The organism is Streptomyces sp. JH002 (assembly GCF_050916115.1).
GTDB lineage: Bacteria > Actinomycetota > Actinomycetes > Streptomycetales > Streptomycetaceae > Streptomyces > Streptomyces xiamenensis.
Map to the genome: position 1 here is coordinate 2,406,166 of NZ_CP087989.1, position 18,739 is coordinate 2,424,904.

18 protein-coding genes are annotated in these 18,739 nt (G+C 70.3%); 4 read left to right on the forward strand and 14 right to left on the reverse strand.

Annotated features, from left to right (window positions below; genetic code table 11):
* Nucleotides 1–147: 147 nt before the first annotated feature.
* Both H7827_RS10625 and H7827_RS10630 read right to left on the reverse strand, forming a co-directional pair.
* Nucleotides 148–810 (reverse strand): hypothetical protein, encoded by a 663-nt coding sequence (locus tag H7827_RS10625; protein WP_432744443.1) that lies wholly within the window; start codon nt 808–810, stop codon nt 148–150.
* Complete coding sequence (locus tag H7827_RS10630) at nt 807–2,009, reverse strand: AAA family ATPase (RefSeq protein ID WP_432744446.1); 1,203 nt, start codon at nt 2,007–2,009, stop codon at nt 807–809. The genes H7827_RS10625 and H7827_RS10630 overlap by 4 nt, the downstream gene beginning before the upstream one ends.
* 756 nt (nt 2,010–2,765) lie before the next feature.
* On the opposite strand from H7827_RS10630, the gene H7827_RS10635 reads away from it, so the two are divergent.
* Nucleotides 2,766–3,011: a hypothetical protein gene (locus H7827_RS10635; RefSeq protein ID WP_262833262.1), complete on the forward strand. Its 246-nt coding sequence runs from the start codon at nt 2,766–2,768 to the stop codon at nt 3,009–3,011.
* Here H7827_RS10635 and H7827_RS10640 read toward each other — a convergent pair.
* The gene (locus tag H7827_RS10640; RefSeq protein WP_432744448.1) at nt 2,965–3,438 is read right to left on the reverse strand and encodes a winged helix-turn-helix transcriptional regulator; all 474 of its coding nucleotides are present in this window, start codon (nt 3,436–3,438) and stop codon (nt 2,965–2,967) included. The genes H7827_RS10635 and H7827_RS10640 overlap by 47 nt on opposite strands.
* Before the next feature lie 98 nt (nt 3,439–3,536).
* On the opposite strand from H7827_RS10640, the gene H7827_RS10645 reads away from it, so the two are divergent.
* Nucleotides 3,537–4,985, forward strand: coding sequence for an MFS transporter (locus tag H7827_RS10645; RefSeq protein WP_432744450.1), 1,449 nt, complete (start codon nt 3,537–3,539; stop codon nt 4,983–4,985).
* 236 nt (nt 4,986–5,221) lie between these two features.
* Here H7827_RS10645 and H7827_RS10650 read toward each other — a convergent pair whose 3' ends face one another.
* Nucleotides 5,222–5,731 carry a tetratricopeptide repeat protein gene (locus H7827_RS10650; protein WP_432744452.1) on the reverse strand — a complete coding sequence of 170 codons (510 nt, stop codon included), beginning with the start codon at nt 5,729–5,731 and terminating at the stop codon, nt 5,222–5,224.
* Nucleotides 5,732–5,782: 51 nt separating this feature from the next.
* On the opposite strand from H7827_RS10650, the gene H7827_RS10655 reads away from it, so the two are divergent.
* Nucleotides 5,783–6,199 (forward strand): GNAT family N-acetyltransferase, encoded by a 417-nt coding sequence (locus tag H7827_RS10655; protein WP_432744454.1) that lies wholly within the window; start codon nt 5,783–5,785, stop codon nt 6,197–6,199.
* A 141-nt stretch (nt 6,200–6,340) separates the two neighbouring features.
* Here H7827_RS10655 and H7827_RS10660 read toward each other — a convergent pair whose 3' ends face one another.
* Together H7827_RS10660 and H7827_RS10665 are read right to left on the reverse strand one after the other, a co-directional pair.
* Nucleotides 6,341–7,720 carry a GntP family permease gene (locus tag H7827_RS10660; RefSeq protein WP_234389734.1) on the reverse strand — a complete coding sequence of 460 codons (1,380 nt, stop codon included), beginning with the start codon at nt 7,718–7,720 and terminating at the stop codon, nt 6,341–6,343.
* 57 nt (nt 7,721–7,777) lie between these two features.
* The gene (locus H7827_RS10665) at nt 7,778–8,287 is read right to left on the reverse strand and encodes a gluconokinase (RefSeq protein ID WP_262833267.1); all 510 of its coding nucleotides are present in this window, start codon (nt 8,285–8,287) and stop codon (nt 7,778–7,780) included.
* Between the two features lie 164 nt (nt 8,288–8,451).
* On the opposite strand from H7827_RS10665, the gene H7827_RS10670 reads away from it, so the two are divergent.
* Nucleotides 8,452–9,186, forward strand: coding sequence for a FadR/GntR family transcriptional regulator (locus tag H7827_RS10670; RefSeq protein WP_386533925.1), 735 nt, complete (start codon nt 8,452–8,454; stop codon nt 9,184–9,186).
* A gap of 42 nt (nt 9,187–9,228) precedes the next feature.
* Here H7827_RS10670 and H7827_RS10675 read toward each other — a convergent pair whose 3' ends face one another.
* The 8 genes from H7827_RS10675 to H7827_RS10710 all read right to left on the reverse strand — a co-directional run bounded on the left by H7827_RS10675 (nt 9,229) and on the right by H7827_RS10710 (nt 18,645).
* Complete coding sequence (locus tag H7827_RS10675; protein ID WP_432744457.1) at nt 9,229–10,101, reverse strand: LppU/SCO3897 family protein; 873 nt, start codon at nt 10,099–10,101, stop codon at nt 9,229–9,231.
* A 73-nt stretch (nt 10,102–10,174) separates the two neighbouring features.
* A complete protein-coding gene (gene mgtE / locus H7827_RS10680) occupies nt 10,175–11,500 on the reverse strand; it encodes a magnesium transporter (RefSeq protein WP_200365009.1) in 1,326 nt (441 codons plus the stop codon).
* Between the two features lie 271 nt (nt 11,501–11,771).
* Entirely contained in the window at nt 11,772–13,055 is a 1,284-nt protein-coding gene (locus tag H7827_RS10685; RefSeq protein ID WP_432744459.1) for a thymidine phosphorylase, read from the reverse strand.
* 4 nt (nt 13,056–13,059) lie between these two features.
* Nucleotides 13,060–13,449 carry a cytidine deaminase gene (locus H7827_RS10690; RefSeq protein ID WP_030728742.1) on the reverse strand — a complete coding sequence of 130 codons (390 nt, stop codon included), beginning with the start codon at nt 13,447–13,449 and terminating at the stop codon, nt 13,060–13,062.
* Nucleotides 13,450–14,760 carry an ABC transporter permease gene (locus tag H7827_RS10695; protein ID WP_262833270.1) on the reverse strand — a complete coding sequence of 437 codons (1,311 nt, stop codon included), beginning with the start codon at nt 14,758–14,760 and terminating at the stop codon, nt 13,450–13,452. It abuts the gene before it with no gap.
* Nucleotides 14,757–15,902, reverse strand: a complete 1,146-nt coding sequence (locus H7827_RS10700) for an ABC transporter permease (RefSeq protein WP_262833272.1) — start codon at nt 15,900–15,902, stop codon at nt 14,757–14,759. The genes H7827_RS10695 and H7827_RS10700 overlap by 4 nt, the downstream gene beginning before the upstream one ends.
* On the reverse strand, nt 15,899–17,485 hold the full coding sequence (locus H7827_RS10705) for an ABC transporter ATP-binding protein (RefSeq protein ID WP_400010495.1): 1,587 nt from the start codon (nt 17,483–17,485) through the stop codon (nt 15,899–15,901). The genes H7827_RS10700 and H7827_RS10705 overlap by 4 nt, the downstream gene beginning before the upstream one ends.
* A gap of 104 nt (nt 17,486–17,589) precedes the next feature.
* Nucleotides 17,590–18,645 carry a BMP family lipoprotein gene (locus H7827_RS10710; protein ID WP_386533916.1) on the reverse strand — a complete coding sequence of 352 codons (1,056 nt, stop codon included), beginning with the start codon at nt 18,643–18,645 and terminating at the stop codon, nt 17,590–17,592.
* Between the last annotated feature and the right edge of the window lie 94 nt (nt 18,646–18,739).

The following is an 18,739-nucleotide window of genomic DNA, read 5'->3' on the forward strand; positions in this document are numbered from 1 at the left end:
CACTTTCCGTCCGACCCAGGCGGCCTCGCACCGCGCCAAGACAGGATCTCCATGTGGAACACCCCATCGGCCGCAATCGCTGAGGGGCCAGGGGAATTGGCTGGCAGCAGACTCTGACGGCCGTACCTGCGGACACCGAGACGGCTGTCACTGACTCCAGGGCTTGAGATCCGCCACGAAGTCCTCGTACGAACCGTTGCTGCCGGTGATCGGTTTGCGCATCAGACCTTGTTGCCGGGCCGCGCGCATGATCTCCACTGCGTCGCTCTCGCGATATCGGGGACTGCCGAGCCTGCGGTGCAGTTCTTCCTTGGGGTTGCGCAGCTTCCCCGTATCCCTGCCGATCAGCGACGTGGGAACCTTCCATCCCGCCCGCACGGCGGCGAACGCTTCGGGAAACAGAAGCAACCACGCCTCGGTCTCCCAGGCCGCCAGAGCGACAGCCGACGGGCAGGGAGCCTGCCGCTCGAAGGCGGTGCGCAGCCGTTGCCGCGTCACGGCGTACTCCGTGCCGGTGACGGCATCAAGGTCTTCGTGCACGACGATTCCGGAAAGTGCCGCTCGTTCACGGGCGGCCCCTGCCTTCGCTTTGCCGACCAGAACCCTGACCCGTTCATCGAGTTTGCCGGGTGTGGCCGCCTTCAACCGGACGGAGTCCCGGATTTCTATCAACTTGCTTCCGAGCCCCGGGCAGAGCTCACTGATCAGCTCTCGGACCACCTTCCTGTCGTTCGAGTCCTCGCCGGCCAGGACGATGACGGAGCGGCCAAGGGCGCTCTTGCCGTGGGTCGCCTTCTGACCGGGGCTCACAGATCACCACCGAGGGCACCGGAGAACCACAGCTCACCGAGCGGAAGATCTTCACTCGCTCGCACAATCTCGCGGACGTGATCGGTGCTGATGGCCGGGATCTGAGAGGCGCCGTTGTCATCGCGTTCGCACACAACGAACTCTTCGGGGCGCAGACGATCGACCAGTGCCGGCGAATGCGTGGCCACGAGGTACTGGCTCCGCCTGCTTGCTTCCCGGAGCCGGTCGACGAGCAGTTCCAGCGCCTGCGGGTGCAGACCATGGTCGATCTCCTCGACACAGGTGAGAGCGGGCGGATCCTGGTCGTAGAGCAGAGCGAGCAGGCCGAGCAGGCGAACGGTTCCGTAGGAGGCATCCGCCAGAGGAGTCGCGCGGCGCAGTCCCTTCTCATGAAGCATGATGGTGACGTCCTCGGCCGCCCCGCCGAGAAGCCGGAACGAGATGTCCTCGAGTTGCGGCAACGCGGCCTTCGCATCGCTGACGAACGCAGTCCAAAGGTCCGCATCGCGGCTCAGCCGTTGCAGAAATGCGGCCATGTTGCTCGCGTCCCCCGCGAGTGCCCGGCTGTCAGCCGCTCGGACGGGGAGCCGCGCGGCCGAAACCTGCACATCGAACACGCGAAACGAGGAGAGGCGCGCGGCGACAGTGGCCACTTCCGCACCCCCATCGGCTCTCCCCAGACGTGGCAAGGTCGACAGGCCACTGCTGAGTCTCTGGATGCCGATCTCTCTCTCCTCCGCGTCACGGCTCGAACGGCTGTCCGTCACGGTCGCCCGTTCTCCGGAGATCGTGATTCTGCGTCCTCTGCCACTGGTGCGTTTGAACTGGAACCTCTCCTGGCGTGAAAGGATGTAGCGCCTACTGTCTCCCGGGTGGGCGCGGCGGTTGACCGTCAGTTCGTAGACGTCGGGAGCTCCGTGGCTGGCATGAGTCGTCCAGTCGGCTGTGATTCCGATCTTCAGCGCCCTGGGCTGCTGTTTCCCGCCCCAGAACGCCACCTCGTCGAAGCCACCCTGCGCCTCCAGCGCGGGACCGAGATCTGTTCGAATGATCTCGGCGAGAAACCCGAACACTTTGAGTACGTTGGTCTTGCCCACCCCGTTGGGCCCGACCAGCACGGTGAGAGGCCCAAGCGGAAGTGACACCTTCTGTAGGCTGCGGAAATTCTCGACATCGAGCTGAAGCAGGCGGCCGGACATGCGATCACTTTAGCCTCGGCGGTCTTCCTCCACGAGGAAGGCAAGGACGGCCGGGAGTGCGCTCTGTGGTGTCAACGCAGCCTTGTCCCAGGGTCCACTCCAGTTGGTTGTGCCCTTGCCAAGGGCCTCCTTCTGAGTCGGTGCTCGCACACCCCGCCGGGGAAGCATCTTCCACCGCGCAGGCCGCGTCGGCTCGGTGAGCAACCGCAGTCGCCACGGTATGCGTCAGGCCGCACGCAGTGGCCGAGCCGGGTTCGGCAGACGATGACGGTTCCGGTGGGCGGGACGGGGTCGGTTTCTTCATGGGGCGGGGTCAATTGCTTTGGGCATGGCGGCACTTCTCTCATTGGCGGCGAAAGGACCTTTCGCTCTCGACGGTAGCGGGGGCTGGCTGCCACGCGTTGGCGTTTCACGGAAAAGCGCGGAGAAATACCCCTGGCGAGTGATGACTTCTCGGGAAGGCGGCGTCCGGGCTTCGCCAACTCCACCCCGAGTACCGGGAATGAGCTGACGCGGGCAGGGGTACATCTGCCCGCTGTGATGCCCATCGCTGAGCCCAGCACCGACCCCGGGGCCGCCGGCCCGGCCCCGGCTGTCCGGCCGGTGACCTGCCGTCCGTACGCCGTGCGGCGACTGATCGAGGTGTTCCGTGGCGGAGAGTGAACAGCAACGGCGCCGGAAAGAACTCCTGCACAAACTCAGGGAGGCGAATGTGCGCAGCGTGCTGCACCGGACGTTCAAGAGTGGAGGCATGCGGTGAGTGTGCGGCGGTTGCTGCGGTACCGGAAATGGACGCTGGAGCCCGATGTGGAACCGGACTCGGAGCCGACCAAGTTCGCGATGCGCTGTGCGGTGTGCCGTAAGAAATCACCGGTGTCGGTGGAATTCGAGGCGCTCAGCCGCTGGGTGTTCCATCACGTCGGGCGCAATCCCTCCCACCATTCCTATCAGGAGATCATCGTCCGTCCGTGGCGGGCGTGGATGGGGCCGATGGCGCGCTGACCTCCGCGGCAGCGGCGGCGGCCCGGTCGTACGCGGTGCGGGCCGCCGCGATCGCGTCCTGGTGGGACTCGGTCCAGATCACGAGGGACTGGATGGCCTCGTGCAGGGTGCAGCCGAGCGGGGTCAGCGCGTACTCGACGCGGGGCGGGACCACGGGGTACACCGTCCGCTTGACCAGTCCGTCGCGCTCCAGCTGGCGCAGGGTGACGGTGAGCATGCGCTGGCTGATGCCGTCGATGTCGCGGCGCAGCTCCATGAAGCGCATGGTGCGGTGTTCCAGGAGCGCGACCACCATCAGGGACCACTTGTCGGCGACCCGGTCGAGGATCTGCCGTACTTCGCAGTCCTCGCGGCGGTCCCACTGAAGTGCCTGGTCGGGAATGGTTACCCGGCAGGTACGGGGTGATTCGAAAGTGCCTTCTTCCACAGCGATCCAGGGTGCCGCAGGATCGTGTCGGTATCAAGAAGGAACTGGCGTGCTGATCGGTAACCACTCGCACGTCCCGCACCCGCCCAGGAGCCCCGTTGCCCACCTCACCCTCCCCCGCATCCGCCGCGGGCCGCCTCGGCGGCCGTGAGTGGGGCGTGCTCTTCGTGCTCTGCGGAGCGATATTCCTCGAAGGCATCGACATCGCCATGCTCAATGTGGCGCTGCCGTCCATCCGCGCCGATCTCGGCCTGTCCACCGGCACGCTCCAGTGGGTGATGAGCGCCTACGTGCTGGGGTACGGCGGGTTCATGCTGCTCGGCGGCAGGGCGGCGGACCTGTTCGGGCGGCGCCGGATGTTCCTGTTCTGGCTCACGGTCTTCCTGCTGTTCTCCGGGCTGGGCGGGCTGGCGGACGACGGCTGGACGCTGATCGCGGCCCGCTTCGTCACGGGGGTGGCTGCGGCGTTCATGACACCCGCCGGGCTGTCGCTCATCACCACCACCTTCACCGCCGGGCCGCAGCGCGACCGGGCCCTGCTCATCTACTCCGGGACGGCCGCCGGCGGGTTCTCCACCGGGCTCGTGGTCGGCGGGTTCCTGACCACCGCCGGATGGCGCTGGGTGTTCTTCGCCCCGGTGCTGCTGGCGGCGGTGATCCTGCTGGCCGCCCTGCGGTTCCTGCCGACCACCGCGGACACGGCGGGCGGGCCCCGTACCGAACGCCTGGACGTGCTGGGCGCGATCACCGTCACCGCCGCGATCGTGCTGCTGGTGCTGGGAGTCGAGCGGGCCGCGCACACCGGGGGCGGGCAGACCGCCGGCACGCTCGGCGCGGCCCTGGCGCTGCTGGCCGTCTTCGTCCTCGTGGAACGGCGCACGGCCGTGCCGCTGGTCCGGCTGGGAATCTTCCGCAACGCGGCCCTGGTGCGGGCCAATCTGATCGCAATGCTGCTGTTCGGGGCGTTCTTCGGGTTCCAGTTCGTCGCGGTGCTCTACCTGCGCGAGTACCGGGGCTGGTCCGAGTTGCAGACCAGCTTCGCGCTGCTGGTGATCGGCCTGGACGCGATCCTGTCCCCGACCCTGACCCCGCGCCTCATCCGCCGGTTCGGGAACGCCCGGGTGATCTTCGCCGGGATGCTGACGGCCGCACTCGCGTACGCGCTGTTCGCGCGGGTCGGCGCCGACTGGACCTACGCGGCGATGTTCCCGGCCTTCCTGCTGCTCGGGCTCTCGTTCGCCCTGGTGTACGGGCCGCTCACCATCGTCGGCACCGAGGGCATCGCGGCGCGGGAACAGGGGCTTGCGGGTGGGCTGTTGTACACCTCGTTCCAGTTCGGGGCGGCGCTCGGACTGTCCGCCGTGACCGCCGTCAGTGCCTCCGTCGGCGGTGGGGACCCGCTGGACGGCTATCACGCCGCGCTGCTGGTGCCGCTGGCCGCCGCGCTGCTCGCCGCCGCGATCTCGGCGTTCGGGCTCACCCGGGGCCGGGGCGCGGGCCGGTCACCGGAGCCCGCGCCCGCTCCGGTCAGCACGCCGGTGAGCTGAGCCGCTCCCCCGCGCGGCACGCACCGGGTGCCGAGGCCGATCCGGGTGCGCGCCCGGCACGGCGGCCGGGCGGCGGACGGGAACGGCGTGATCGCGGGCGACAGGAGGGCCGGCACGATCCCGGTCATCGAGTGGTCCGCCGCGTGACCGCCGGTCGGCGCGGGAGGGCGGAGAAGGACACCGCGATGATCCGCGGCACCCTCGCCTCCCGGGCCCGCCTGAACCCACTCGGCCGATCACTCCACCAGCAGGCGCGCGTAGGCCGCCATCGACCTCTGGTAGCGGGGCAGATGCGGGGCCAGGGCGGTCAGCGCGACCGAGACCGCCTCCCGTTCGCGCCCCACACCGGTCAGCGCGAGCGCCAGGGTGGCGCGTACCGCGTCGTCCAGGTGGTCGGAGCCGGCCGCCAGTTCGGCGGTGAGCAGGTCCACGGCCTCCTGCGGGTGGCCGAGGTTGCGCAGCGAGCTGGCGAGCTGGATCACCGCGCGGCGGCGCCGTTCGCCGGGCAGCCGGCCGGTGGCCAGGGCCCGCCGGTAGTGCTCCACGGCGCGGTCCGGGTGGCCGGTGGAGTCGTACGCGCAGCCGCGCTCGAAGTCGGCGACCGCGCTGCCCGGCGGCAGTTCGGCGGCCAGCTCGGCGACGGCGGCGCGGAACTGCGCCGCGTCCTCGTAGCTGTCGATGGCGGCCCACAGGGCGGCGCTGCGGCGTTCCCAATCCGGGGGAAGGTGTTCGTCTTCGGTCGTCATGCGGTCATATTCGCTGGTCGGGTGGGAGACGGGTACCCAATAATCCCCGCCATGGACGCCTACGAGTTCTCCACCGACCCCGCTCGCCTGGACCCCGCCCTGGTGCACCACTGGCTGTCCACCGACGCCTACTGGGCGCTGGGGCGCACCCGCGAGAAGCAGGACGCGGCCATCGCCGGGTCGCTGAACTTCGGGGCGTACGAGCGGGCTTCGGGCGCGCAGGTCGGGTACGCGCGGGTGGTGACGGACCGCGCGACCTTCGCCTGGCTGTGCGATGTGTACGTGGCTCCCGCGGCGCGCGGGCGGGGCCTGGGGACGGCGCTGGCGCAGGCCGTACGGGATCACCTGGCCCCATACGGTCTGCGCCGGATCATGCTGTGCACCCAGGACGCCCACGGCGTCTACGAGCGGGTCGGCTTCGCGCCGCTGGCCGCGCCCGAGCGCTGGATGAGCCTGGGCCTGCAGTAGCGGCGCGGCTCAGCCGGTCGGCCGCGGCGGGCGCGGGACGGGCCCGGGGGCGACGTGGCCTCGCCTGCCGGGACGACCACATCCGCCCAACGACCGGGCGGCGGGATCGTCGCCGATCCCGCCGCCCCGGTGGCCGCTGACTCAGGCGATGGCGTAGATGGCCGCCGCCAGCGAGAAGCCCATCACACCGAAGATGGTCTGGAGCACGGTCCAGGTGCGCAGCGTCGTCTTGACGTCCATGCCCATGAACCGGCCCACCAGCCAGAAGCCGGAGTCGTTGACGTGGCTGGCGACGACGGAGCCGGCCGCCAGGGCCAGCACGATGGCCGCCACCTCGACGGAGTTGAAGTCCCCCGCAAGGACGACTCCCTGGATGAGGCTGGCCGCCGTGATGAGCGCGACCGTGGCCGAGCCCTGGGCGATGCGCAGCGCGGAGGCGACCAGGAAGCCCACCACGATGACGGGCAGGCCGAGGTCGGAGAGGGAGTCGGAGAGCGCGTCACCGATGCCGCTGGCGCGCAGCACCCCGCCGAACATGCCACCGGCGCCGGTGATCAGGATGATCGAGGCGATCGGGCCGAGCGCGGAGTCCGTCAGCTTCTCGATGACCTCGCCGCCGCGCCCGCGGCGGGTGCCGAGCACGTAGCTGGCGACGAACACGGTGACGAGCAGGGCGATCGGGGTGGCGCCGATGGCGCGGGCGAACTGGTACCAGCCGGCGTCGCCGTCCACCCAGCCCGCGGCGCGGGCCATGTCCAGACCGGTGTTGGCGAAGATCATGACCAGCGGGAGCAGCAGCAGGCCGATGACGGTGCCGGGGGACGGCGGGTTCTTGTCGTGCTCGACCTGCTCACCGCCGGTCAGGATGTCCGGCACGGGGAGGACGAAGCGCTTGCCGATCCACAGGCCGAAGAGGTAGCTGCCGACGTACCAGGTGGGGATGGCGACGACCAGGCCGAGCAGGATCACCAGGCCGATGTCGGCGCCCATGAGTTCGGAGGCGGAGACGGGGCCGGGGTGCGGGGGCACGAAGATGTGCATCGCGGAGAACGCGCCGGCGACCGGCAGGGCGTACCGCAGGATGCCGCCGCCGAGCCGTCGGGCGACCGTGAAGACGATCGGCAGCATGACGACGAGGCCGGCGTCGAAGAAGATCGGGAAGCCGAACATGAGGGAGGCGAGGCTGAGCGCCAGCGGGGCGCGGTCCTCGCCGAAGCGGCGGATGAGCGCGTCGGCGAGTGCCTGGGCGCCGCCGCTGACCTCGATCAGCCGGCCGAGGATGGCGCCGAGCCCCACGAGGAGGGCGACGCCGCCGAGGGTGGAGCCGAACCCCTGGACGAGGGTGTCGACCACGTGTGCGGAGGGGATGCCGGTGGCGAACGCGGTCGCCAGGCTGACCACGATCAGGGCCAGCAGGGCGTGCACCCGCAGCTTCATGATCAGGAAGAGCAGCACGCCGATGGCGCCGGCGGCTATGCCGAGCAGCGGGCCGGCGCCCATCGTTTGAGTCCAGGTGTCCATGCGGAAGCTCCGTTGCCTTCGGGACGGTGGGGAGGGGGAAGTGCCGGGTGGCAGGGGTTACGGGCGCAGGTCCAGCGCGGCCAGGGCGTCCTCGACGATCTGGTCCGGGGTGCGGTTCAGGTCGACGGTGACGCCGTCCTCGTCGTCCTGGAGCGGCTCCAGGTCGGCGAACTGGGAATCCAGCAGCGAGGGCGGCATGAAGTGGCCGGTGCGCAGGTGCAGCCGTGAGGAGATCAGCTCGCGGGAGCCGGCGACGTGGACGAAGCGGACCCGGCCGTTCGCCTCGCGCAGCAGGTCGCGGTAGCCGCGCTTGAGCGCCGAGCAGGCGACGACCGCGGATTCGCCCTGGTCGGCCCGCACCGTCATCCAGTCGCGGATGATGCCCAGCCACGGCAGCCGGTCGGCGTCCGTGAGGGGGGTGCCGGCCGCCATCTTGTCGATGTTGGCCTGCGGGTGCAGCAGGTCGGCCTCCGCCATCGGCCAGCCGAGGCGGTCGGCGAGCAGCGCGGCGACGGTGGTCTTGCCGGCGCCGGAGACTCCCATGACCACGAGCGCGGTCGGCGACATCGGCCTCTCCTCACTGAAAGGTGTTACCAATTGACGGGAAAGGTAACACCAATGTTGACGGCGAGAAAACCCCTCGCGACGTACCTCACAACGGCACCTCGGTGCGTACTCCCGTGCCTGCGGTGGGTCACCGGCCGCGCGGGGCGCCGGGATAGGCTTCCGGGGTGGGGAGCGACAAGATCAACGGCAATGGTCAGGGCGAGTCCAAACACCACGAGGTGCTGGACACCCTCGGCCTGGAGATCACTTCGGGCGTGCTCCCCGAGGGGTGCGTGCTGACGCTGGACGCCATCCAGGAACGGTTCGGGGTCTCCCGCACGGTCGCCCGCGAGACCATGCGGCTGCTGGAGTCCAAGGGCCTGGTCGTCTCCCGTCGCCGGGTGGGCATCACCGTGCAGCCCGCGGGCTCCTGGCAGGTGTACGACCCCCGGGTCATCTGGTGGCGGCTGGAGGGGCCCGGCCGCGACTCCCAGCTGCGCTCGCTCACCGAACTGCGGATCGCCGTCGAACCGCTGGCCGCCGCCGCGGCGGCCAAGCACGCGGGGCCGGCCGAGCGCGCCCGGCTGGTGGAACTGGCCACCGCCATGCGCCCGCTGGGCGAGGCCGGCCGGCTCGAACCGTTCAACCACCTCGACGTGGAACTGCACTCCCTGGTGCTGAGCGCCAGCGGCAACGAGATGTTCGCCGCGCTCACCGACGTGGTCGCCGCCGTGCTGCGCGGGCGCACCCAGCTGGGGCTGATGCCCGACCGGCCGGTCCCCGAGGCACTGGACCTGCACGAGGCGGTCGCCCTGGCCGTCGCCGAGGCGCGGCATCAGGACGCGGAGGAGGCCATGCGGCTGCTGCTCTCCGAGGTACGTGACGCGATGGTCCCGCTCGGCGCCCAGAACGGGCGCTGAACGGGACCATCGCGTCGCGTCAGCCGGTTCGGAGCGCGCGGCTCAGCCGCCGTACACCGTCATGCACAGCACATCGCCGTCGCCGCCGTCGAGGTTCTGGTACCAGTACGTGTTGTAGTCGCTGCCGCCCTGGCGGCAGACGTCACCGCCCCAGTCGCCGTTCGCGGCGGGCACGCCGGAGACCTGCATGATCTGGTTGTACGGGACCGGGACCTGGGAGGCCGAACAGTTGATCGCCGTCATCAGCCCGGTGCGCATGGTCGCGTCGTCGCCCTCGCCCTCCTGCTCCGACATCAGGCACTCGCCGACCCGGTACTGCCGCTCCACACACAGAGTGGTGTAGGTCGTCGCCCAGGTCTCCTCGTCCGTGAACGAGTGGCTCCAGGTGGTGGCGTTCAGCTCGAAGCCGTCGCAGAAGCCGTAGTCGTCCATGACCTCGACGACCTTCAGGTACGCGTCGTCGGCCGCGCAGTCCACCCGCTCGGGGGCCTCGGCGTTCCAGGTTCCGCCGTTGTCGGTCTGGTAGTTGGCCAGGCAGTCGCCGGAACTCACGGCGGCGAACGCCTCCGAGACCGGGTCCGCGGGGGCACCGCCCCCGCCGGCGTCGTCCGCGTCGTCGCTGTCCGCCGGGTCCGTACCGGTGTCCAGGCCCTCCGGCAGTTCGATCTCCGGCATCTCCGGGGCGGGGCCGGCCAGGCCGCCCCCGTCGTCACCGCTGTTCATCCCGAGGGGGATGACGATCGCCGCCAGCACCACGAAGGCCGCCGCCGTGGCGAGCGTTCCCTTCAGGGTGTTGTCCTGCTGATGGGGGTGGGGGTGGGGGTGGGGGTGGGGCTGAGGCTGGGGATACGGGGCGTGCGGAGGACCGTAACCCCCGCCGTAGCCGCCGTTGTAGCCCCCGTGGCCGTTGTTCATGGGCTGGACTCCTCTTCCTGCCCATGTCAGGACGCGGCCGGACACCGCTCCGGTTCCTTTGTCAGACCATCATTCAGATACCGAGGATGACCTTGGCGATCGAGAAGTAGATGACCAGACCCGTCGCGTCCACCAGCGTCGTCACCATCGGGGCCGAGACCACCGCCGGGTCGATCTTCAGGCGCTTGGCCAGCAGCGGCATCGTGCCGCCCACCGTCGAGGCCCAGCCACAGATCACGATCAGCGTCAGGGCGATCACCGCCGCCACGTCCCAGCCCACGAACAGCCCGCCCACCAGCAGGCCGACCACCGCCAGCATCGACCCCAGCAGCAACCCGGTACGGCACTCGCGCCAGATCACCTTCAGCAGATCGCCCACCCGCACCTCGCCGACCGCCAGGGCGCGCACCGCCGCCGTCGCCGCCTGGGCGCCCGCGTTGCCGCCCGCGCCGATCAGCAGCGGGATGAACAGCGCCAGCTGGGTCACCGCCTCCAGCTCGCCCTCGAACGCCCGGGTCACCATCACCGTCAGAATGGCCGCCACCAGCAGCAGCATCAGCCACAGCACCCGGGTGCGGGAGAGCTGGAAGACACTCGCCGACATGTAGTGCCGCTCCAGCGGTTCGGCACCGGCCTGCCGCGCCACGTCCTCGGTGTCCGCCGCCTCGATGACCTCGAACGCGTCATCGCTGGTGAGCAGCCCCACCAGCCGGTCCTCGCTGTCGACCACCGGCAGGTCGAGCACGTTCGTCTCACGCATCAGCCGGGCCGCGTCCTCGGCGCGGTCGGTCGCCTTCGCCATCGGCGGCTCGGTCTCCACCAGCGCGGCGACCATCGTCTCCGGCTCGCTCAGCACCAGTTCGCGCAGCTCGACGATGCCGGTCAGCCGGCGCCCCGCGTCCACCACCGGCAGCGTGTAGATGGTCTCCGCCCGCGCCCCCCGCCGGCGTACCGTCTCCAGCGCCTGAGCCACCGTCAGATCCTGCTGGAGCGCGACCGTCTCCGGCGTCATGTAGCGGCCGACCGAGCCCTCCGGGTAACCCAGCAGCGCCGCCGTCATCTGCCGTTCGTGGGCGCTGAGTCCGGCCAGCACCCGCTGGGCGACCTTGGCCGGGGCCTCCTTGAGCATCCGGGCCCGGTCGTCCGGGTCCATGTTCTCCACCAGATCGCGGAACGCCTGGTCCCGCAGCCCCTGGAGAATCTGCTGCTGGTCGACCGGGTCCAGTTCCTCGAAGACCTCCAGCGCGCGGTCCTTGTCGAGCAGCCGGAAGCTGATGACGGAGTTGACGGCGTCCATCCGCGCGAGTTCGTCCGCGATGGCGTAGGGCGGCTGGGTCTCCAGCCATTCGAGGGCGCCCGCGAGGTTGTGGTCCTCAAGCAGGGCAGGCAGATGGGTCATGACGGGATGTCCCCCTGGAGATGGTGCGCGAACGGCTGGCAGGCTCGGGGCGCGCACACACCAGTCGTCCCAGGGGGTACGTGGCTACCTGGGCGGACGGGCGCGGCGCGGCGGATGGTGACTGGGGGGTTCACTGCGCATCGCAGCCACACCTCCCGCCGTGCCGTTCCGTCAAGACCATCCCTCAGGGTACACACCATCGACGACGATGATGGCAAAGGGTTGACCACATCCCGGTGAAGGTGTTAGGGGGTGTCTGCCGGATCCCGGCCTAAGCGATCCTGTCCAGAATCGTCGGGGGTACGGCCACCCGCGCCTCGTCGCTGATCTCGATCGCGTCCCCGGACAGCGACTCCAGGGCCGCGCCGAACCGTTCGGGGGTGTCGGTGTGCAGGGTCAGCAGCGGCTCCCCCGCGCGCACCGTCTGCCCAGGCTTGGCGTGCAGTTCGATGCCCGCGCCCGCCTGCACCGGGTCCTCCTTGCGGGCCCGGCCCGCGCCCAGCCGCCAGGCCGCCACCCCGACCGCGTACGAGTCCAGCCGGGTGAGCGTCCCGGAGGCCGGGGCGGTCAGCACGTGCGTCTCGCGGGCCACCGGCAGCGGGGCGTCCGGGTCACCGCCCTGCGCCTTGATCATGCGGCGCCAGTGGTCCATCGCGCTGCCGTCCGCCAGCGCCCGCGCCGGGTCGGCGTCGGTCAGCCCGGCCGCGTCCAGCATCTCCCGGGCCAGCGCCAGGGTCAGCTCGACCACATCGGCCGGGCCGCCGCCCGCCAGCACCTCCACCGACTCGCGCACCTCCAGCGCGTTGCCGGCCGTCAGCCCCAGCGGCGTGGACATGTCGGTGAGCAGCGCCACCGTCCGCACCCCGTGGTCGGTGCCCAGCGACACCATCGTCTCGGCCAGCTCACGGGCGTCGGCCCGCGTCTTCATGAACGCGCCGGAGCCCACCTTCACGTCCAGCACCAGCGCGCCGGTGCCCTCGGCGATCTTCTTCGACATGATCGAGGAGGCGATCAGCGGGATCGCCTCCACCGTGCCGGTCACATCGCGCAGCGCGTACAGCTTGCGGTCCGCCGGGGCGAGCCCGTCGCCGGCCGCGCAGATCACCGCGCCCGCCTCGCGCAGCACCGACAGCATCTCGTCGTTGGACAGCCGCGCCCGCCAGCCGGGGACGGACTCCAGCTTGTCCAGGGTGCCGCCGGTGTGCCCGAGCCCGCGCCCGGACAGCTGCGGCACGGCCGCGCCGCACGCCGCCACCAGCGGGGCCAGCGGCAGCGTGATCTTGTCGCCGACGCCGCCCGTCGAATGCTTGTCGGTGGTGGGCAGCGGCAGGGAGGAGAAGTCCATCCGCTCCCCCGAGGCGATCATCGCCGCCGTCCAGCGGGCGATCTCGGCCCGGTCCATGCCGTTGAGCAGGATCGCCATCGCCAGCGCCGACATCTGCTCGTCGGCCACCTCGCCCCGGGTGTAGGCGTCGATGATCCAGTCGATCTGGGCGGGGGTCAGCGTGCCGCCGTCCCGCTTGGCACGGATGACGGAGATGGCGTCGTGGCTCATGAGATCAGAAGTTCCAGGATTCGGGGAGCAGATCGGACAGCGGACGGATGCCGCCGGCGGGGGTGTCCACCAGCAGCTCCGGGCCGCCGTTTTCCATCAGCAGCTGGCGGCAGCGGCCACACGGGGTGATGATCTCCCCCTTGCCGTTGACGCAGGTGAAGTGGGTGAGCCGGCCGCCGCCGGTGGCGTGCAGGGCGGAGACCAGGCCGCACTCGGCGCACAGCCCCACGCCGTAGGAGGCATTCTCCACATTGCAGCCGACCACCGTACGGCCGTCGTCCACCAGCGCCGCGGCGCCCACCCGGTAACGGGAGTACGGGGCGTACGCCCGGCCCATCACCTCGCGGGCCGCGCCGCGCAGCGCCTCCCAGTCCACCTCGGTGGTGTCCGCCATCTAGCCGCCCTCGCCTCTCCGGTAGGGCTTGCCCACCGCCTTGGGTGTCCGCAGCCGCTGGGCGAACAGTGTCAGGACCAGCAGCGTCGTCAGATACGGGCTGGCACTCACCAGCTCGAGCGGCATCGTGTCAGTGGTGGCGTACCAGATCCACAGCGCCGCTCCGACGACGGCCACGATCAGCGCGGTGAGGCGCTTGCCGCGCCACAGCTGCCAGATCGCGACGCCCGCCAGGGCCAGGGCGAACAGCAGCAGCGTGGCGTGCACGGTCGCGCCGCCGTCGCGGGTCTGCAGGGCGTCCATGAAGCCGAACAGGCCGGCGCCGGTGGCGACACCGCCGGGACGCCAGTTGCCGAAGATCATGGTCGCCAGGCCCAGGTAGCCGCGCCCGCCGGTCTGACCGTCCTGGTACATGCGGATCAGCACCGCCAGGTACGCGCCGCCGAGCCCGGCGAGGCCGCCTGAGACCAGCAGGGCGACGTACTTGTACGCGTAGACGTTCACCCCGAGCGACTCGGTGGCCTGCGGGTTCTCACCGCAGGAGCGCAGCCGCAGCCCGAAGGACGTCTTCCACAGCACCACGTACGTGCCCACGAACAGCAGCACCGCGAGCAGGGTGAGCCAGGAGACGTTGTTGACGCCGGCGCGCAGGATGCCCGCCAGGTCGGAGATCAGGAACCAGCGCTTGCCCGCGATGTCGCCCAGCCAGTCGGCCACGCCCGGCACCGAGAACGGCTGGAGGATGTCCATCTGCGGCGACTGCTTGTCGTTGCCGCCGGCGTCCTTGGCCGGGCTGCCGTCGGCGCCGAACCACAGCTTGGCGAGGAACTGCACCACGCCCAGGGCCAGGATGTTGATGGCGACACCGGAGACGATGTGGTCCACGCCGAAGGTGACGGTGGCCACCGCGTGCACCAGGCCGCCCAGCATGCCGCCGATGATGCCCGCGAGCACGGCGGCCCAGGGCCCGTACTGCCAGCCGATCCAGCCGGCCGCGAACAGGCCGAGCATCATCATGCCCTCGAGGCCGATGTTGACGACGCCGGAGCGCTCGGCCCACAGGCCGCCGAGGCCGGCGAGGCCGATCGGCACGGCGAAACTGAGCGCGCTCGCCCACTGGCTGGTGGCGGTCAGCGAGTCGGCGCCGGTCACCACGCGGACCACGGACAGCAGCACGAGGCCGCCCGCGATCAGCAGCAGCACCATGGGGTAGGTGAGCCTGCGGCGCGGCGTGCCACTGCTGGTGGCTCCCGTGCCCTTGCCCTTGTCGCTCCCGGGTTTTCCGGCGGGGGTCTCCACGGTGGTGGTCACGCCGTCACCTCCGCGTCCTTCTCCGCGCTGTTCTTACGGGCCTGGGCGGCGAGCTGTTCGCCGACGATGCGCTGTTGGCGTTTGATGCCCCAGCGGCGGACGAGTTCGTAGGCGACCACGACGGACAGCACGATGACGCCCTGCATCACGCCGACGATCTCCTGGGCGTAGCCCTCGAACTCCAGCTGGCCGCCGGTCCGCTCCAGGAAGCCCCACAGCAGCGCCGCGAAGGCCATGCCGACCGCGCTGTTGCGGCCGAGCAGGGCGATGGCGATGCCGGTGAAGCCGATCCCGGTGGGGAAGTCGTTGCCGTAGTTGCCGGAGACGTTCAGCAGGGTGGGCATGCCCACCAGGCCGGCCACCGCGCCGGAGAGCAGCATCGCGGTGATCACGGTGCGCTTGACGGAGACACCGGATGCCTCGGCGGCCGGCTCGGAGGCGCCGACGGCCCGCAGGTCGTAGCCGAAGCGGGTGCGGCTGAGCACGAACCAGTAGCCGATGCCGACGATCACCGCGATCACGATGGTGCCGTAGATCGGCTGGACGTTGGTGGGGATCTCGAAGAAGAAGCTGGAGTCGGGGATGTCGGTGGTGTGCACGAGGTTGCCCTCGCGCTCCGCCAGCCGGCCTTCCTTGAGGAAGTAGCCGATGAGCGAGCCGCCGATGAAGTTCAGCATGATCGTGGTGATCACTTCGCTGACGCCCCGGGTGGCCTTCAGGTAGCCGGCGATGCCCGCCCACAGCGCACCGACCAGCATGGCGGTGATCAGGATGACGGGGATCTGGATGATGCCGGGCAGCGCCAGCGCGCCGCCGACGGCGGCGGCGAAGAAGGCGGCGACCCGGTACTGGCCGTCGACCCCGATGTTGAACAGGTTCATGCGGAAGCCGATGGCCACCGCGACGGCGGACAGGTAGTACGGGATCGCCTTGTTGACGATCCACACCTGGCTGTCGCTCTTGGAGCCGAAGTCCAGCATCACGGAGAACGCCTGGAAGGGGTTCTGCCCGGTGGCGGTCATCACCAGCGAGGTGATGATCACGGCGGTGACGATCGCCAGCAACGGGGCGGCGAGCCCCAGGACGATCTTCTCCCGGTCGATGTTCTTGATCCGGGTGGTCACGGCGGTCACGGCGCTCATGACGGGGTCTCCGTCTCCGCGTCGCCCGTCAGGTGGCCGGTGGCGGCGCCGGTCATGGCGGTGCCCAACTCCTCGGGGGTGATGGTGGCGGGGTCGGCGTCGGCGACCAGCCGGCCCCGGTACATGACGCGGAGGCTGTCGGACAGGCCGATCAGCTCGTCCAGGTCGGCGGAGATCAGCAGCACGGCGAGCCCTTCACGGCGCGCGGCCCTGATCTGGTCCCAGATCTGGGACTGGGCACCGACGTCCACGCCCCGGGTGGGGTGGGCGGCGATCAGCACCTTGGGGTGGTGGCTCATCTCGCGGCCGAAGATCAGCTTCTGCTGGTTGCCGCCGGACAGCGACGCGGCGGTGACCTCGATGCCGGGGGTGCGCACGTCGTACTCGCGCACGATCCGCTCGGTGTCGGCGCGGGCGTCCCCGGCGGTCAGCCACGGGCCCTTGCTGTTGGGGCGCTGGGTGACGTGGCCCAGCATCCGGTTCTCCCACAGCGGGGCGTTCAGCAGCAGGCCGTGCCGGTGCCGGTCCTCGGGGATGTAGCCGATGCCGTCCTCGCGGCGGCGGCGGGTGGAGCGGCGGGTGATGTCCTCGCCGTCCAGCGAGACGGTGCCCGCGTCCAGGGCGCGGACGCCCATGATGGCCTCGACCAGTTCGGCCTGGCCGTTGCCCTCGACGCCGGCGATGCCCAGCACCTCACCGGCGTGGATGGTGAAGTCGACCTCGGAGAGCACGTCGCGGCGCACCCCGTCCGAGTCGGTGCCCGACTGCCGCAGCCCGGCGACGGTGAGCACCGGCCGGTCGGTGACGGTGGACTCGCGGGTCTCGGGGGTGGGCAGCTCGGAGCCGACCATCAGCTCGGCCAGCTGCTTGGGGGTGGTCGCGGAGGGTTCGACGGCGGCGACCGTCGTACCGCGCCGGATGACGGTGATGTCGTCGGCGACCGAGAGCACCTCGCCCAGCTTGTGCGAGATGAAGATGACGGTGAGGCCCTCGGCGGTCAGCTCGCGGAGGTTGCCGAAGAGGGCGTCCACCTCCTGCGGCACCAGGACGGCGGTGGGCTCGTCCAGGATGAGGGTCCTGGCGCCCCGGTAGAGGACCTTGAGGATCTCCACCCGCTGCCGGTCGGCGACGCCGATGTCCTCGACCAGCAGGTCGGGACGCACGCCCAGGCCGTACGCGTCGGACAGCTCCTTGATGCGGGCGCGGGCGGCGCCTCCGATGCCGTGGAGCTTCTCGGCGCCCAGGACCACGTTCTCCAGGACGGTGAGGTTGTCCGCGAGCATGAAGTGCTGGTGCACCATGCCGATGCCGCGCGCGATGGCGTCGGCCGGGGTGGCGAAGGAGACCTGGTCGCCGTCGATGGTGATGGTGCCCTCGTCCGGCTTCTGCATGCCGTAGAGGATCTTCATCAGCGTGGACTTGCCGGCGCCGTTCTCGCCCACGAGGGCGTGCACGGTGCCCTTGCGCACGGTGATGTCGATGTCGTGGTTGGCCACGACGCCGGGGAAGCGTTTGGTGATCCCGCGCAGCTCAACGGCCGGGGTGGTGCCGCTGGGCTCGGGGGAGCTGCTGGAGGCTGGGATGGCGCACTCTCCTCGCGCGGGACGGTGAAGCGAGCGGAGGGCCGGTGGGGAGAGAGTCCCCCACCGGCCCCGTACGACCGCCCCGGGGGGCGGCCGTCACTGTGTTACGGGGTCTCCTTGACGGTGACCTCGCCGGAGACGATGCGGGCCTTGGCCGCCTCGATCTGCTCGGAGATGTCATCGATGAAACCACCCGAGGTGGCCAGCTGGACACCCTCCTCGGCGAGGTTGTAGGAGTGCGGACCGCTCAGCGGCTCGCCGTCCTGGACCGACTTGATCAGGTCGAAGACGGCCACGTCCACGCCCTTGACCACGGAGGTGAGGATGGAGTCCTTGTACTCGGCGAGGCCGGGCTGGACGTAGGCGTCGGAGTCGACACCGATCGCCCAGGCGCCCTCGACACCGGCGACCATCTCGATGGAACCCTGGCCGGACTGGCCGGCGGCGGTGTAGATGATGTCGGCGCCGCGGCCGAGCATGCCGTCGGCGGTCTCACGGGCCTTGGCGACGTCGTTGAAGCCGGCGTCGTTGTCCTCGTAGAGGTACTGGACATCGACGGTGACGTCGGTGCCCTCGGCGTCGTTGGTGTCGAGCACACCCTGGACGAAGCCGGCCTCGAACTTGTTGATCAGCGGGTTGTTCACGCCGCCGATGAAGCCGACGGAGCCGCTCTCGGTCTTCAGCGCGGCGGCGACACCGGCGAGGTAGGAGCCCTCGTGCTCGGAGAAGACCATGCTGTAGACGTTGTCGCCCTCGGCGACGGAGTCCACCACACCGAAGGTGATGTCGGGGAACTCGGCGGCGACCTTCTCTATGGAGTTCCCGTAGAGGTAGCCGACGCCGATGATCGGGTTGAAGCCGTTGTTGGCGAGGGACGTCAGCCGCTGCTCGCGGTCGGCGTCGGTCTCGTCGTTCTTGGCGGTCATCTCCTTGAACTCGACGCCGAGCTCCTCGGCGGCACGGTCCAGGCCGCGGGCGGCGGACTCGTTGAAGGAGTGGTCGTCCCGGCCGCCGACGTCGAAGGCCAGGCCCACGCCCGCGTCGCTCTTGCCGGAGTCGGAGGAGGAAGAAGAAGTGCTGCTCTCACCGCACGCGGTGGCGGTCAGCGCGAGGGTCGCCGTGACGGCGACCGATGCTGCGAGCTTGGATACGCGGCGCAAGAGGACGATCCCTTCGGTCTGAAAGCGCCTCTTACGGCGCTGTTGCCAGGATCGTAACGCGCGTAGACATGCGGTAAAGACGGGCCAAGGACCC

Bases quoted from the DNA above. Each gene is read 5' to 3' on its own strand.
- H7827_RS10630 (WP_432744446.1), bottom strand. From the start codon at position 2,009: ATGTCCGGCCGCCTGCTTCAGCTCGATGTCGAGAATTTCCGCAGCCTA.
- H7827_RS10650 (WP_432744452.1), bottom strand. From the start codon at position 5,731: ATGACGACCGAAGACGAACACCTTCCCCCGGATTGGGAACGCCGCAGC.
- H7827_RS10655 (WP_432744454.1), top strand. From the start codon at position 5,783: ATGGACGCCTACGAGTTCTCCACCGACCCCGCTCGCCTGGACCCCGCC.
- H7827_RS10660 (WP_234389734.1), bottom strand. From the start codon at position 7,720: ATGGACACCTGGACTCAAACGATGGGCGCCGGCCCGCTGCTCGGCATA.
- H7827_RS10665 (WP_262833267.1), bottom strand. From the start codon at position 8,287: ATGTCGCCGACCGCGCTCGTGGTCATGGGAGTCTCCGGCGCCGGCAAG.
- H7827_RS10675 (WP_432744457.1), bottom strand. From the start codon at position 10,101: ATGAACAACGGCCACGGGGGCTACAACGGCGGCTACGGCGGGGGTTAC.
- mgtE (WP_200365009.1), bottom strand. From the start codon at position 11,500: ATGACCCATCTGCCTGCCCTGCTTGAGGACCACAACCTCGCGGGCGCC.
- H7827_RS10685 (WP_432744459.1), bottom strand. From the start codon at position 13,055: ATGAGCCACGACGCCATCTCCGTCATCCGTGCCAAGCGGGACGGCGGC.
- H7827_RS10690 (WP_030728742.1), bottom strand. From the start codon at position 13,449: ATGGCGGACACCACCGAGGTGGACTGGGAGGCGCTGCGCGGCGCGGCC.
- H7827_RS10700 (WP_262833272.1), bottom strand. From the start codon at position 15,902: ATGAGCGCCGTGACCGCCGTGACCACCCGGATCAAGAACATCGACCGG.